The sequence below is a fragment of the Mesoflavibacter sp. SCSIO 43206 genome (assembly GCF_019904215.1).
GTDB classification, from domain to species: domain Bacteria; phylum Bacteroidota; class Bacteroidia; order Flavobacteriales; family Flavobacteriaceae; genus Mesoflavibacter; species Mesoflavibacter zeaxanthinifaciens.
The window spans coordinates 2,792,972-2,808,674 of the sequence record NZ_CP063201.1; the positions used below are offsets into that span (position 1 = coordinate 2,792,972).

Sequence of the window (15,703 nt, forward strand, 5' to 3'; positions counted from 1 at the left end):
AATTAAGCAACAACGCTTATAGTATTTTCCTCTTTTTTAACCTGTTTTTTAGTTTCAAATTGATTTGAAGTATTTTTTGCGCCACCAGCTTTTAAAGCATTATCTCCTGCAAAAAATGTTTTATGGTCGTCTCCTAAATCAGATCCAGCCATACGTTGGTGTTTTACACAAGCTACACCTTTGCGTATTTCTTGTCTTTGCACGTCTTTAACGTAAGCTAACATACCATCTTTACCAAAATATCCTTTGGTTAAATCATTCATGTGTAACGCTGTAGTGTGATATGTTGGTAATGTTATTAAGTGATGAAAAACACCAGCTTCTCGTGCTGCATCCATCTGAAATGTTTTAATTTTTTGATCTGCTCTAAACGATAATTCGGTATTATCATATTCTTCATCCATTAAATTATTACGGTCGTAAGCAGTCATATTTTCTCCTTCGGCTAACATTTCTTCATACACTTGATTTCTAAAGTTTAAAGTCCAATTAAACGATGGTGAATTATTGTAAACCAATTTTGCATTTGGCACAACGTCTTTAACACGATTTACCATATGCGCAATTTGCTTTACGTTTGGTGTTGGAGTTTCTATCCATAAAAGGTCTGCACCGTTTTGTAAGCTAGTAATACAATCTAGCACTACTCTATCTATATTAGAGCCTTCTTTAAATTTATACAATCCGTTGGCTAATCTTACAGGTTTTACTAATTGTCCGTTTCGTTTTAACAACACTTCATTTTCGGTTACGTCTTCAATATTAACTGGATTTGCATCTACAAACTCTAAATATTTAGATGCCAAATCGTCTTTAGTTTTACTTACCGGAAGCTTTTGTGTTAATCCTGCACCTTCAGAATCTGTTCTTGCTACAATAATCCCATCATCAACTCCAAGCTCTAAAAATGCATATCTAACCGCATTTAATTTTGCTATGAAGTCTTCATGTGGCACAGTTACTTTACCATCTTGATGACCGCATTGTTTGGCATCAGACACTTGGTTTTCAATTTGTATCGCACATGCACCAGCTTGAATCATTTTTTTAGCTAATAAATACGTCGCTTCTTCATTACCAAAACCTGCATCTATATCTGCTATAATTGGAACAATATGCGTTTGAAAATTATCTATTTGATCTTGTACATCTTCGCCTAATTCTAAACGTCTAAATAAATCGTTTAATTCTATTGCATCTGCTTGACGTAAAAAATCATAAATCTCTGCAATTAAAGCAGGAACTGCTGTTTTTTCGTGCATAGATTGATCTGGTAATGGTCCAAATTCTGAACGTAATGCAGCTACCATCCAACCCGATAAGTATAAGTATCTTTTATTTGTTGTATTGTGGTGTTTTTTTACAGCAATCATTTTTTGCTGTGCCACAAAACCATGCCAACAACCTAAAGACTGTGTGTAATTTGAAGCATCTGCATCATATTCTGCCATATCTTTTCGCATAATAGCTGCAGTGTATTTTGCAATGTCTAAACCTGTTTTAAACTGGTTTTGAAACCTCATTCTTGCACCATTTTGTGCCGAAATTGCTTCCCAAGTTGTACCAAATTTTGCTTTTAAATCTTGTATTGTTTGTAAAGCAGAATTGTAATTAGTATCAAATAAATTTTTCATAATTTTGTAATAGTTATTTATTATTAATAATTGGATCCTGTAGATTGTTGCCGCAATCGCAGGATCATTTTTTTATAAGTATTTATAAGCTGGTAATGTTAAAAACTCTTCAAATTCGGTAGCGGTTACCAAAGATTTAAATAACGATATCGCTAATTCAAATTTTGTATTTTTTATAGCATCGTCACCTATTTCTGTGATCAATTTTTCAACTTCATCATCAAAAATATCAGTAAATAATTGATTGTTAAACACGCGTCCATCTTCAAGAGTTACTTCATTTTTTAACCATTGCCAAACTTGAGTTCTCGAGATTTCTGCTGTAGCTGCATCTTCCATTAAATTATACAGCGCAACTGCGCCATAACCACGTAGCCAGGCTTCGATATAAAGAATACCGACGTTTATGTTTTTTCTTATTCCTGCTTCGGTAACAGTTCCTTTTGGGATTTCTACTAAATCTTCTTCTGTTATAGTAATATCATCTCTTGTTACGTGGAGTTGATTAGGCGTTTTCATGTACTTATCAAATTCATTCATTGCTACTTCTACCAATGCTGGATGTGCTACCCAAGTCCCATCGTGACCATTTTTTACTTCGCGTTCTTTGTCTTTTCTTACTTTTTCTAACGCAGCTTTATTAGCTGTTTCGTTATTTTTTATAGGAATTTGTGCCGCCATTCCGCCGATTGCTAAAATGCCTCTTTTATGACATCTTTGTATTACTAATTTTGAATAGGCGTCCATAAATGGCGACGTCATTGTTACTTGATCACGATTTGGAACAACAAAATTTGGGTGATTTCTAAACTTTTTGATGTAAGAAAAAATGTAATCCCAACGTCCGCAATTAAGTCCGACAATATGATCTTTTAACTCGTAGATAATTTCATCTAACTGAAAACTAGCCGTAATAGTTTCGATTAAAACCGTTGCTTTAAATGTGCCAACAGGAACATTTAAATAGTTTTCGGCAAAGGTAAATACCTCATTCCACCAACGTGCTTCTAAATAATGTTCTAATTTTGGTAGATAAAAATATGGCGCAGTACCATGTTCTAGCATGGTTTTGGTGTTATGAAACACATACAAACCAAAATCTACTAAACTTCCAGACGCTTCTTCTGTATTGAACAGTAAATGTCTTTCGTTTAAATGTAATCCTCTTGGACGCACTAATAATACTGCTGTTTGCTCGTTTAATTTATAGGTTTTATCGCGTTTGCTATCGTGTAAAATAATAGACTTATTATTAGCATCTAATAAATTTTGCTGACCTTCGATTGAGTTTTTCCAACTTGGTGCATTACTATCTTCTAAATCTGCCATAAAGGTTTTAGCACCAGAGTTTAATGCATTAATAATCATCTTTCTATCTATTGGACCAGTAATTTCTACACGTCTATCTTGTAAATCTTCCGGAATTGCATTTGCTGTCCAATCACCTTCTCTTATGGCTTTTGTCTCTCTAGGAAATTCTGGAAATTTACCTTGGTCAAACACCTTTTGTTGTTCTACACGTCTAGACAATAATTGTAATCTATTAGAATTAAACTTTTCGTGTAAAGCAGAAAGAAACTCTAAAGCTTCATCGGTTAAAATTTCTGGGTAATACTGTTTTACCGCTTTAGAAAATTGTACTGTTGGTAATTTTAATGTGCTGTATTCCATGACGTTTTGTATTTATAAAGCAATATTAAAACAAACTTTTTAAAAAAACAAGCGAACGTTCGCTGTTTTTATTTTTTCGCTAAAAAATAATATTCGCAAAATTGATTATATTTGCTATTATGGAAGAAGATTATATTAAGTTAATTTTTGGCTTAAAGCTAAAACAGATAAGAACTGACAGGAATTTATCCTTATTTGGATTATCTAAATTATCTGGGTTATCAAAATCGTATTTAAACGAAATTGAAAAAGGAAAAAAATATCCTAAACCTGATAAAATTGCAATATTATCTGAAAAATTAGATGTGCCTTACGATCAATTTGTTTCCTTAAAATTGGATAAAAATTTAGCGCCAATTGGTGATATCTTAAAGTCGAAGATTTTAAAGGAAATTCCGTTAGAATTATTTGGTATAAAAGAAAGCGACTTGATAGATATTGTTGCAAATGCACCAGATAAAGTCAATGCATTTATTAGTACTATTATAGAAATAGCACAGCATTACAGCTTTAGTAAAGAAAGTTTTTATTTGGCGTCTGTAAGATCTTTTCAAGAAGCAAATAATAACTATTTTGAAGCTTTAGAGCAAAGCGTAATTAAGTTTGCAGAAGCTTATCAATTAGATTTAAAAGCTAATATTTCGTCTTTAGAATTAGAAGAAATTTTAGTTGAAGAATATGGCTATACCATTAATAATAAAGAATTAGAAAATTATAAAGAATTAGATAATTTAAGATCTATTTTTATTCCTAAAACAAAAACGTTGTTAGTGGCTAATCATATTGATGAAGCCCAACGTACGTTTATTTATGCTAAAGAAATTGCGTATAATTATTTGAATTATAAAGAACGATTATATACATTTTCCTGGATTAAATTTGAAAATTTTGATCAAGTATTAAATAATTTTTACGCGTCTTATTTTGCTGGTTCGTTAATTTTACCGCAAGAATTACTTACCAATCAAGTCGAAAAACTATTCAAGAAAAAAACTTTTGACGATAAGCAATTTGTACAAATTGCACAATCGTTTAACGCTTCTCCAGAATCTTTTTATCAGCGTTTAACCAATATTTTACCAAAAGATTTTAATATTCAGAATTTATTTTTCTTACGTTTTATACATAAAAAAAATAGTCCAAACTTTTACTTAACCAAAGAGCTCCATTTATCACATCAACATTCGCCTCATGCTAACGAAACAAACGAGCATTATTGCAGACGTTGGATGTCTTTAAAGGTGTTAAAAGACATTGTAAATACAAACGACAAACATGTGTTTAATTTACAAATCTCTAATTATCCAGATAGCAACCAATCGTATTTAGTATTGTCTTCTGCGACAAAAGATCCGTTTAAAACCGACCAATATAGAAGCGTTAGTATAGGATTATTAATTAACCAACAATTAAAAAGAAAAATTGCCTTTTTAAACGATAAAAAGATTAATCATTTTGATGTTGGTGTTACATGCGAACGTTGTGCTATTAAAAACTGTAACGAAAGAATGGTACCAGCTAAAATCTTAGAAAAAGAACAAAAAAACCTAAAAATTGAAACCGTTGTAAACGATATTTTTAAACAATTTAGTTAGTTTTCTAAAGCTTTTAATGAGTCTAGTTCGCGTTGTAAACGTTCTACTTCACTTTGTTTTCTAGCATTTTTTATTGAATCAATTTGTGCTTTTAATTCTTCAACGGTCAAATCTTTGTTTGTAGAATTAGTTAATGTAGAATCTATTTCAATTACTTTGTCTTCCATTCCACTTATAGCATCTAACATAGCATTATCTTCTTGAAAAAAGTTACCAATACCTTCACTAGCACGCCAAGCTTCATTTAACTGATCATAAACTATTTTATTCCATTGACTAGGATGTTTTGCATCAATCCAAACTACATCACGATATTCGCTATCAATTAATGCTAAATCTGGTGTTGCAGAACCATCAAACTGCGCATTATCCTTTTTAATTGAAGAAATAGTACCTAGAAAAAACATACGTTTTTTACCAGCTATTTCTTTTATATATGGTCTAAACTCTACTGGTTTATTTACAGACCAATCGTATTCTTTTCTAGATTCTATCACTTTTAAAGGCATTGCAGAAACACCTGCATAACCTTGTTTTTTACTAGCATGATCGTAATAAAATAGTTTTTCTGTTCCGTCTGCAGGCACAAAAACACTGTACGTTAAACTAGTACGCTCATCGCCTACTGGCTCTAAACCAAACCAATGGTATAATCCACTATACGCGTCTTTATTACTTTCAGAAAAATCAAAATCGGTTACAAATGGTTGCTGATTTTGATCGTCTGGTAAAACAGGAATCTTTACAGCAGTTTCCATATTCCATGGTAAAGGATCACTAAATCCACCAAGAAACTTTAAAGATTCTGCTTGTAAACGCGATACTCTTTCGGCAAGCGTATTTTGACGTGTTAAAAATGGATAGTTTTTCATTTGATTTGGAGCTACAAAAGTTCCTTTTCCTATAAATACACGCTCTAAATAATCGTTAAAATCATGTTCTCCGTTTTCAATAATCATAACGCCACCAAAGGTTGGATACGGGAAGAAAAATCCTTTCCATTTAATTAAACTAACTACTTCTACCCAATGTCCGCTATCATCTTTCATGTAATACGTATCACTTGGTTCGTAATTAAATAACATCCAAGGATTAAAGCGTTGTACTACAGCGTTGTATGTGTTACGACTAAATTTTAAAGATTCTCCTATTGAAAATGTTACAGGAATTCGGTTTTCATTAGAAAAACGAGGAAATGGTGTCGTGCTTGGTACAGCAAACACTTCTTCTGTATTATCACTTATGCCTTGCCAAACATACTTTTCGGTTGGCTGAATTGCCATAGTCCATTTATTTTCGCCATCTACTCTAACTAAATGCGGTAACGAAACGTCTTTGGTTTCGCCAACACTTTCATTAGCCATAGAAAAAATGTTACGTAATGGTTGTATACGTTCGTTTTGTGTAAGAGGCAACTCATTAATTTCAACTCTATTTAAATTATTAAAAACATTATACGTTTTCATATAATCATAAAGTTTTAAGTGCCAACCTAACACGTAAAGCAATCCAAAAAAAGCTACCAAAATACCTAGAATACCTAAACGTGTTCCTGTTGATGGTGAGTTTCGGAATTTTTTTAACCCAAAAAATAAAACAATTGCACTTAATATTATTATGAAGATGTATTTTCTAAAAAACAATAATGCAGGTTGATAATCGTCTCTTAAAAAGAATAAAAGTCCTACTGCTACCAAGCTTATTGTTATGACTATTGTTTTTTGTTTTCTGCCTTTATTCCAGTAATTTTTTATCATAAATATTGTATTCTAATTTAAAAAAAGCTTAAAACAACTACATTAATCCTTTGTCTTTAAGACGTTGACGTGCACTTTTTTCTTCTTTTTTAGGCTCTTCTTTTATTTCATTTTTAGCTTCTTCTACAACTTTAGCATCTTTAGTTTTTAAGTCGTCTATAAACTCTTTTCCTTTGTTTATACTTTCGTTTAAAACGTCTTCAAAAGATTCACTTTTTTCACCAATAACATCGCTAGATTTAAGTATAAAATTAGCTAGATACGTACCAATTAATGTACCTACAATTGCAGACACAAACCATTGTACTAATGAAGCTGAAATTGGTAAAATAAATTGAACAACAACTATTGAAACCAAAAATAATACGGTTATGTAGACTAACCTTAGCAGAAAATTTTGTTGAAAAATGAATCCTTTTTTACTATCAGATTTCATTTGTAACTCTTTAGAATACATTAGTTTATTAAAAAATCGATAGACTTTATTGCTTTTGGATTCTCTCCAATACAATAAAATTCCGAATAAAATTGAAGCTACAAATATGATAAGTTCTAGTGTCATTCCTTTTTATTTATTTGTAGTAAATTTATAGCAATAGTTACAGGTAAACAAGTATTTTTTTTGAGATATATTCTTTTAATTAGTTAATTAATTATATAAACCATAATTAATTTTTTTCGTATATATTTACAACTTTGTAACCCTTAACTAATTAACTAATGAAACTAAAACTTCTCTTTTTATTTCTTTTTTGTTTTAATATAATAATTGCTCAAGACAATAGTGGTCGTTTAAAAATTGGGGATGAATATAGTGTAGACATATCCTCAAACCCATACTACTCTAATAATCAAACCGGTATAGTTTTTCAGAAAGAATTTAGATCTACTGGTTCTGGCTATGTAAAAGTACATTTTAAGAATTTTGATTTAAACTCTGGAGATTATGTAAAGGTATATAGCCCAAAAACTTCTGAAGAGTTTTTCTATTACAACCAAGGTAAATTAATTGGTAATGAAGACCAAATGATTGATACATTTTGGTCTACAACTATATGGAGCGATCATATAATTGTTGAATTATACAGTCAAAACGGAAATAATAACCATTACGGATTTGATATTGATACTGTAGCCTATGGGTATAGTGTTGATAAAATAAGTAGTGCTTTTGAAATTTTGACACCTCAAGACACAGAAACTGTATGTAGTTTTGATGATAAAGAAGCTATTGTTTGCTACGATGGTACAGAAATGGGTAGAAAATCTGAAGCTGTATGTAGACTACTTATTGGTGGTAGTGGATTATGTACAGGTTGGTTATTAGGTTGTGACGGAAACTTAATGACCAATAACCATTGTATCGAAAACTCAACTGACGCATTAAATACAGAATTTTTATTTAATTATAAATATGCTGATTGTGCCGAAACAACTTTTGCTTTACAAGACCTAGTAGCTACATCTTCTACTTTTATCCAAACTGACGCAAATTTAGACTTTACGCTTGTTATGCTACCTGTTAACCCAACTTCTACTTACGGCTATTTAAGCTTATCATCTACAATAGCTCCTGTAGGAGAAAGAATTTATATCCCTCAACATCCAGCAGGAAGAAGAAAAGAAATAGCTGTAAATACAGACGTTGGTGGAGATGCAAACGGATTTGCTGTGATTACAAATCAAGGAGATTTTCCTAATCGTGTAGAATATCAATGTGATACAGAAGGTGGTAGTTCTGGATCTCCAGTAATACGCTATTCTGATCATTTAGTAGTTGCAATCCATAATACTGGTGGTTGCCCAAATGGTTCTTACGGAAGAAGCGATAATTTAATTGCTGCAATAGGTGCTAATATGCCTAACTGTGGAGTTGATGACCCTAACCCTGAAGCACCTTACGTAACTTTTTCTAGTGCTACTTCTACTGTAAATGAAACTACCGGTTGCGATTATCAAGATATAGATTTTAATTTAAGAATTGCTATGCCTCCATCTAACAATGCAGATGTTACGGTTAATATCATTAATGAAACGGCTACAAACCTTGAAGATTTTGAAGTTATAACACCTAATCCTATAACATTTTTAGCAGGAGATGATACAGACCAAACTTTTACTGTTAGAGTATATAATGATGCTTTTATTGAAGGTGATGAAACCTTTTCTTTAAACCTATCTTTAAATGCAAATGGTGGTGACGCTCAATTAGGTACTATAGATACAAAAACTTTTACTATAATTGACGATGATTATGCTCCTTCAATAGGTAATAATGTAACTTTAGCTTCTGATGATTTTGAATCTGGATTAACAAATTGGACTGTTACAGGAAATGGTTTTCCTACTTTCTCAATAGGTGATGCTGCATCATCTTCATCTAGCTCTTGGAGTACAGTTGGTAACTCAACTAACTTTGCTTATGTTAATGATGATGCTTGTAATTGTAACATGAATCAAGAACGCTTAATGTACACTACTCCATTTGATTTTTCTGCTTACAGTACAGCTAATTTAAATTTTGATATTATTTATACAGATAGTAATGATCAATATGCTTCAGATAGTTTTATACAAGCATCTACAGATAATGGTTTAACTTGGCAAAATGTAGGACCAGAACTTATTTCGTATTCAGAATGGACCAATGTAGATGTAGACCTTTCTGCTTATGCTGGACAATCTAACGTATTAATTTCTTTCTTATATAATGATTTAGGAAATTGGGCTTATGGTTTAGCTATTGATAATTTTATTGTAACTAGTCAAGGTAATGCAAACATACAAACTAGTGTTAATAACGGAACAACAAATGCAATTGTACCTTTAGCTAGTTCTGGATTAGTTTATGCTTACGACTCTAGTAATGGTAACATTATTGCTAGTTTAGAAAACAATGATAATTTTAATTACGACTGTGTAAATGTAAGTGTTTATAGAGATGGAACTGCTGGACAACCAATTAATGGTAGTGTAGCTCCTTTACTAGCTATGGATAAGCAGTTTGAAGTTACTGCTACTCAAGCTACTCAATCTGGAAATAATACTATGACCTTTTATTTTACCGAAGCTGAAGTTGCTGGTTGGGAAACTGCTGTTGCTGGCACATATACAAGAAACGACTTAGTTATTAATAGAGAAAGTACTTCTGGCACTGTTGAAAACGTTATGGCTACTATTGGTAGTTATAATGGCGGAGTAACCTTGACCGGAGACTTTACTGGTATTGATGGAATATATAGCTTTGCTCCTGCAGCTGCTCTATCTAATGAAGAGTTTGAGATTAAAAACTATAAAGTTTATCCAAATCCTGCGTTAAACATTTTAAATATTTCGTCTAACACAAATATTGAAAAATTAACCATTTACGATATAAATGGAAGATTAATAAGTACAATATCTCTTGAAAATAATACGCTTAATTATCAAATAAATATTACAAATTTATCACAAGGAATGTACTTTTTAGAGATTAACTCTAACAGTTTAAAATCTTTAGAAAAGTTTATAAAAAAATAGATTAATAATCTTAATGAAACAAAAAAACAGGTCGTTTAGACCTGTTTTTTTTATATATTTTTTAATATAGTTTCTACAACCCAATCTTGAAAAGATTCATCCCAAGTAGCATATTGTTTGTAAAATTCGTCTTTATCATACCAGAACAAGAATAAAATATCTCTTGGAGAAATATTGATTAACAACTTCCATATTAAATCTTGTTGTGAAACATGTAATGAAGAGTGTGGTGTATGTAATGCATTAAAAATACCTATATCTACCAAATCGTGTATTTTGTATTGATTACTAACTTCTAATTTTTCAAGGTATATTTCTACACCCATAATCTTTTTTCTTGTATCAATATCCAATTTATTTAAATAACTTTTAAATAGCACACTATCATTAAGTATTTGCTGTATTGGATGTTGTGTGTCTTTTAAAGACATTGCAAATTCCATTTTTTTAATACGTTGGTATCGATCTGTATTTAACGCAGCTTCTAAATCATATTCTACAATAATATGATCTCGTAATTTTTCTATTAATTCTGGTTGATTAATATGATAAATCAACACATCGTGTATCGTATCTTTTATAGCTTCTTTATACCATTTTAAATCTTCAAAAACCACGATTGGAGATATAAAATCTCTTAGTACATAAACACCACCAAAAGCTTTGGTGTAAAAAGATTCTGACTGATGCTGAAGACTGTGTAAACTTAAATCTCTATGACGTAAGTCTCCATATGTTTTAGCCGATTCTAATAATTGCTGATGAATACTTTCATCTATAAAATTATTGCCTTTTTTAAAGGTTTCAATAAGTTGCTCTTGTTCTTTTTGAGCTTTATTTAAATTATCTATTAGATGAAAGTTGATACTTACTTTATCATATTTTAAAACATCTAATGGCTCATAAAACGCATCTATATTTTGATCAAAGTCTAAGCAAATAGCACTATCGCGTGTAATATCATTTATTTTATCACCATGAATCCTAAAGACTTGCTGCATCATTTCTTTATCAAAACTATGAAATGGAGAATACACTGGTTTACCCTTTTGTAAAGGCGAAATGATTATAGCATGCGGATTTGCTTCACCATTATTTAAATACATCGTCGAGCCTTTTTCTTCGGCTATTTCTGGACTGTAACCAACGCCATCAATAAAAAATGAAGTTAATTTTGTTGGCGTAAAACCAAGCTTAACTAAGCATTTATTATAACGCTCTACTAGTTTCCCGCTAACGGGAATTAATTCACTTCTATATAAATTGGCTTGTTTTAGTTTTTGCATTTTAATCTGAATCAAAAATTTTCAAATTACTCTTCTTTATCTTTTGATGGTAGTTTTTTTATAGTTTTTATATTTCCTTCTACTGGTGAAATCTGAACTTCATTATTATCTTTTGTAGCATAAAAAACATACAAGCTATTTTTACCTAAAATTCTCACTTCTTTAGCTTCTCCATCTTCATAAACAATTTGATGTGTGTAATTGTATTTTTGTGTTTCTAACTTTTCTTTACTTTTATATCCGCCACCTAATCCAAATCCTAAAAACATACAAATTAGCATCATTAATATAAAAGGAATTACTGCATACTTTTTATTTAAGCTTTTAAGCACCTTATCTAATTTTTCTTTCTTTTTTCCAGATTGGTACTTTTCTTTTCTTGAAAGTTTTACATAATACCATTGTAAAAGTTTAAAATATCCAATCATTAATGGTATTAATACTGCTAAAATAACAGGCATTAGCCAATGCGAACTTATCACAGCCAACGGACTTAATAACACATCTAAAACCGATGTATATTCAAAAATATTTACACCTAACAACCCATAGAATATGGCTTGGTTAGCAACACCTAAAACTAATAAAAACAAATAGCCAATAGACATATAGTCTTGAATACTATATTTAGTTACACTTTGCTTTGTTGTTTCAATCTTAGTTGTTTCCATGATTAATTACGATTTATCAAACTGCTTTCTAGCTTCCATTTCAATATTTAATTGATTAACTCTACCTTCTACTTGACGCTTAAAATCGGTATCTGCAATGGTTGCCACGTTATCTAAATAACGTACTACTTCTTGTCGTCTAATTTCAGAAAAATCTAAACCTTTCATATTAGCTTTCATCAATTCTTGAAGCATCGCAAACTTGGTATCGTAATCTTTTTTGAAATAAATCTCTGGATTTTCAAACCAGCTTTCTTCTAAATCAAAATCGGTTAAACGTAACGAAATTGCGCTTTGTATATTCCTAACATCTCTAGAAGAGAAAAACGGAAATATCTTTTGTATCTCTTTATACAACGTTGCATAAAATAAATGATCTGTTGTTTTATGTTGCTTTTCGGCAATATCATAAGCTTCTAAAACGCGTTGTTCTGTTGGTTTGTTAGACACGTTTAAAATTTCACCCATATTTTTTGCCAAACCTTGATCTTGCAAATAGTTATAATTTGCAGGATTTTGCATGTTTACAAAGTCTGGCATTGTCTTTTCAAACTTACGCCACCATAAATGATCTTGATCTAAAAAATCGTGTTCTGTACGTGCTCCGTCAATTTTAAAACGTCCTTGTACACGAGAGATTACGGCTTTATCCAACATTTCTGGTAAGTTGGTAAACAAACCAATAGAACTGTTCCCATAATTAACCGCATAAGCACCTTCGGTATAACGTAAAAAGACACCAATAACTTCTTTTACACCAGCCGAAACACCTTGTGCTGTACGTTCTTGCAAGTTATTTTCGGCATCATCAATTGGTGCAAAAATTAATTTTGTTGGATCTTGTAAAGGTTTCATCCAATCAACCATTTTTTCGGCAGATCCACCTTGAAATGTACTAATTAACGTATCTGGCATTGGATGAAACAAAAACGGAATGTCTAAATTATCACAATGTTCTTTTAGACGTGTTGCTATTGCTGCAATAAGCATACTTTTTCCTGTACCAGGAATACCGTAACCCATAAACACAGGCATGAATCCGCCTAATTCTTGAAACGGATTTTTCTGCGCTGCAAAATCGTAGCTTAGCATTCTTTCGGTTAAACGACGTGCAAAATGTTTGGCGTCTCTGTTTCCTACAATTTGCTCGAATTTAATTTTATTAAACTCGACACTTTTTGCAGTACCTTGAAACGTGTTTTCCCAACCAGAAATAGCAAAATCACTGTTTTCTAACTTGTATGTTCTATCTACAATCGTTTCGGTGTATTCTAAACTGCTTCGTCTTAAATTAATTTCGTCAATTACAGCTTCAAAAAAAACCGCTGTAAAATCGGCTACATCCTTATCAGATTTGATTATATCAGGATGCGCTAAATATTTATCATAGTAAAATAATGTGCACGAAATTCCTTTTAATGGTGACAGTAAAGACACTTCCGGAATACCTGCAAACTTCTGTTTCATCACACTTAAGTCGTCTGACGTATAAGGTTTTATTTGATGCAGAATATAATATGATGTTGCAAATAACATAAACGCTGTTGCGGTTTGCATTTTGCTTTCGTATTCGCGTTTTCCGCTACTATCTAATGCCGATTTACGCTCGTTTAAACTTGATAAACCCGATGCATCATAATAACTATCTTTTATCCATGTTCCTAAAGTAATACCTTCTTGAACGGCATATAACGTCTGGTTTAGATGAATTGGAATTGCAATACTATCTGGCAACAAACGTTTTTTTAGCGCTAATATGGTTTTTGAGACTGATATTACAGAAACTGAAGAACCATTATTTGCACGAGACAGATATAATAAAATAGACTCGTCTTTAGCATCTTTATCTCTATTTTTTGCACGCGCGCCTTGCTCCCAACTTACACTTTTTAAGTAAGAAGAAGCTTCATCACGTAACACATCTAGTTCTGATTTTTTTATAGGGAATGTGGAATTGTGTTCCATTATCTTTTATTTAAGTATGCAGTTTACAGTAAGCAGTTTGCAGTATTGCGCTACTACTTTATTAAACTGCATGAGTTTATTTTTTTATCTAAATTTATTAGGATTATTCATCATATAATTAATCAATTTTCCTATTTCTTCACTTTTAAATTGTAATTCTATTCTTTCTTTTTCAGTCTTCTACCTTTTCCCTTATATCTCTTTCCTTCTACAAACTACACTTTTTCAATTTTTAAATCTGAAATTTGAAATGGCGGTTTAGCCAATTTATTCATTATTTCAGGGTTTTTGTTGTATAATAGCTGTATGATTCTATGAGGCGCAAAGACGTATTTTTGTTTGATAACTGGACTCCAGTTTTGTAACACTTGCTTATTGAAAAACCCACCTTCTTGAAATGTACTTCCAGACATAACCTCATGTACTTTAAAAGACAATGCGTAAGCTTCTAAAGGCACTTCTTTTTTTGCTATTGCTTCTAAAATGGTATGTGTTAATTCGTTTTCGTCTTTTGCAAATACATTATGAAATGCACCAACATCTAATCGTTTAATATGTTTTGGTAACACACGTTTTAAACGTCTATCTATACCATAAGCCATAGTATCTAAATCCATTTGGCGATCTGCTACTTTGCTTAAAACCTCGTAGATATCTTCTTTTTCTTTTAAAGGATCTTTACCATCGTAATCAAAATACATGTAGCAAATAAAAGGTCTATTTAAAGACACATCGTAAAAACTCCAACTGGTCATATATTCTGCTTGACTAGCTTCTGGTGCTTTTATGATTTTACCTTGTACAAAACGGTTGAAAATATATTTTTGTTCTACAGAAGTATAATAAACTATTGAAGCTGCTTGAAATAATTTATCACGTCTAACTGGTTCTTTTACCCTTAATAATTGGTCTAAAAACTCTTCCTGTAATTGTGATACATCTTTTAATTTATTAATGTAATTATGACGTAATGATAAATCATTATATAGGTATCTAAACTCTAAATAATTAGGAAACCCAGAATCCGTTACATCAACTTTCATGTTATCTTCCTCGTCGTACATGTATTTAATACGCATAGCCTCGATAGAATACAACAACAAATCTGCATATTGCTTAAAAAACACAATTTCTTGCTGTGTACACAAGTTGTTTTGCTGTACAGCAACAATTAATTCTTTAAGAGCAAAATCTACTTTTTTATGATAAAACACATATTGTGCTTTACTATCTAAAATAGCCGAATCTAATGGTGTTGTAATATGGTTTATTGACATGTTTTTGCTGTTAGCTTTATGCTTTAGCTTTTATTTTTTTAAATATTGAATAAGTGCCTTTAATGTTAATCCACCAAAGACAAATACATTAATACTACCTATAATTAATCCAATATCTGAACTTGTTGTTTTTATTATGAAAATACCAACAATGACTATGATTATTGATAATCCATTGTCTTTAATAAATTGAATGAAGTTATCCATTTTACACTGTAAATATTGACTAACTTTTACGTTTTACTTTTACTTGGCTAAGTGATGCGTTAAGGATTAAAGCGACATCCTTTTTTGCTTCTATCACTTTGACTACGCTCAGTGACCATTC

General features: G+C 31.2%; 11 protein-coding genes. 2 read left to right on the forward strand and 9 right to left on the reverse strand.

Annotated features, from left to right (window positions below; all coding sequences use genetic code 11):
* Positions 1–2: 2 nt before the first annotated feature.
* Entirely contained in the window at positions 3–1,634 is a 1,632-nt protein-coding gene (locus INR78_RS12860) for an isocitrate lyase (RefSeq protein WP_223076835.1), read from the reverse strand.
* 72 nt (positions 1,635–1,706) lie between these two features.
* A complete protein-coding gene (gene aceB, locus INR78_RS12865; RefSeq protein WP_223076836.1) occupies positions 1,707–3,305 on the reverse strand; it encodes a malate synthase A in 1,599 nt (532 codons plus the stop codon).
* 119 nt (positions 3,306–3,424) lie between these two features.
* Between aceB and INR78_RS12870 the strand changes: the two genes are divergently transcribed.
* Positions 3,425–4,900, forward strand: a complete 1,476-nt coding sequence (locus tag INR78_RS12870) for a helix-turn-helix domain-containing protein (RefSeq protein WP_223078072.1) — start codon at positions 3,425–3,427, stop codon at positions 4,898–4,900.
* Here the strand turns inward: INR78_RS12870 and INR78_RS12875 are convergent.
* Together INR78_RS12875 and INR78_RS12880 are read right to left on the reverse strand one after the other, a co-directional pair.
* The gene (locus INR78_RS12875; protein ID WP_223076837.1) at positions 4,897–6,657 is read right to left on the reverse strand and encodes a hypothetical protein; all 1,761 of its coding nucleotides are present in this window, start codon (positions 6,655–6,657) and stop codon (positions 4,897–4,899) included. The two genes, INR78_RS12870 and INR78_RS12875, sit on opposite strands and share 4 nt — an antisense overlap.
* Positions 6,658–6,694: 37 nt before the next feature.
* Positions 6,695–7,219, reverse strand: coding sequence for a hypothetical protein (locus INR78_RS12880; RefSeq protein WP_223076838.1), 525 nt, complete (start codon positions 7,217–7,219; stop codon positions 6,695–6,697).
* Positions 7,220–7,377: 158 nt separating this feature from the next.
* On the opposite strand from INR78_RS12880, the gene INR78_RS12885 reads away from it, so the two are divergent.
* Positions 7,378–10,176 carry a trypsin-like peptidase domain-containing protein gene (locus INR78_RS12885; RefSeq protein ID WP_223076839.1) on the forward strand — a complete coding sequence of 933 codons (2,799 nt, stop codon included), beginning with the start codon at positions 7,378–7,380 and terminating at the stop codon, positions 10,174–10,176.
* A 50-nt stretch (positions 10,177–10,226) separates the two neighbouring features.
* Here INR78_RS12885 and INR78_RS12890 read toward each other — a convergent pair whose 3' ends face one another.
* The 5 genes from INR78_RS12890 to INR78_RS12910 all read right to left on the reverse strand — a co-directional run bounded on the left by INR78_RS12890 (position 10,227) and on the right by INR78_RS12910 (position 15,582).
* Entirely contained in the window at positions 10,227–11,462 is a 1,236-nt protein-coding gene (locus tag INR78_RS12890) for a DUF6638 family protein (RefSeq protein WP_223076840.1), read from the reverse strand.
* A gap of 26 nt (positions 11,463–11,488) precedes the next feature.
* Positions 11,489–12,133: a hypothetical protein gene (locus tag INR78_RS12895; protein ID WP_223076841.1), complete on the reverse strand. Its 645-nt coding sequence runs from the start codon at positions 12,131–12,133 to the stop codon at positions 11,489–11,491.
* 6 nt (positions 12,134–12,139) lie between these two features.
* Positions 12,140–14,098: an AAA family ATPase gene (locus INR78_RS12900; RefSeq protein ID WP_223076842.1), complete on the reverse strand. Its 1,959-nt coding sequence runs from the start codon at positions 14,096–14,098 to the stop codon at positions 12,140–12,142.
* Between the two features lie 215 nt (positions 14,099–14,313).
* Positions 14,314–15,375, reverse strand: coding sequence for a hypothetical protein (locus tag INR78_RS12905; RefSeq protein WP_223076843.1), 1,062 nt, complete (start codon positions 15,373–15,375; stop codon positions 14,314–14,316).
* 30 nt (positions 15,376–15,405) lie between these two features.
* Entirely contained in the window at positions 15,406–15,582 is a 177-nt protein-coding gene (locus INR78_RS12910) for a hypothetical protein (protein WP_223076844.1), read from the reverse strand.
* Between the last annotated feature and the right edge of the window lie 121 nt (positions 15,583–15,703).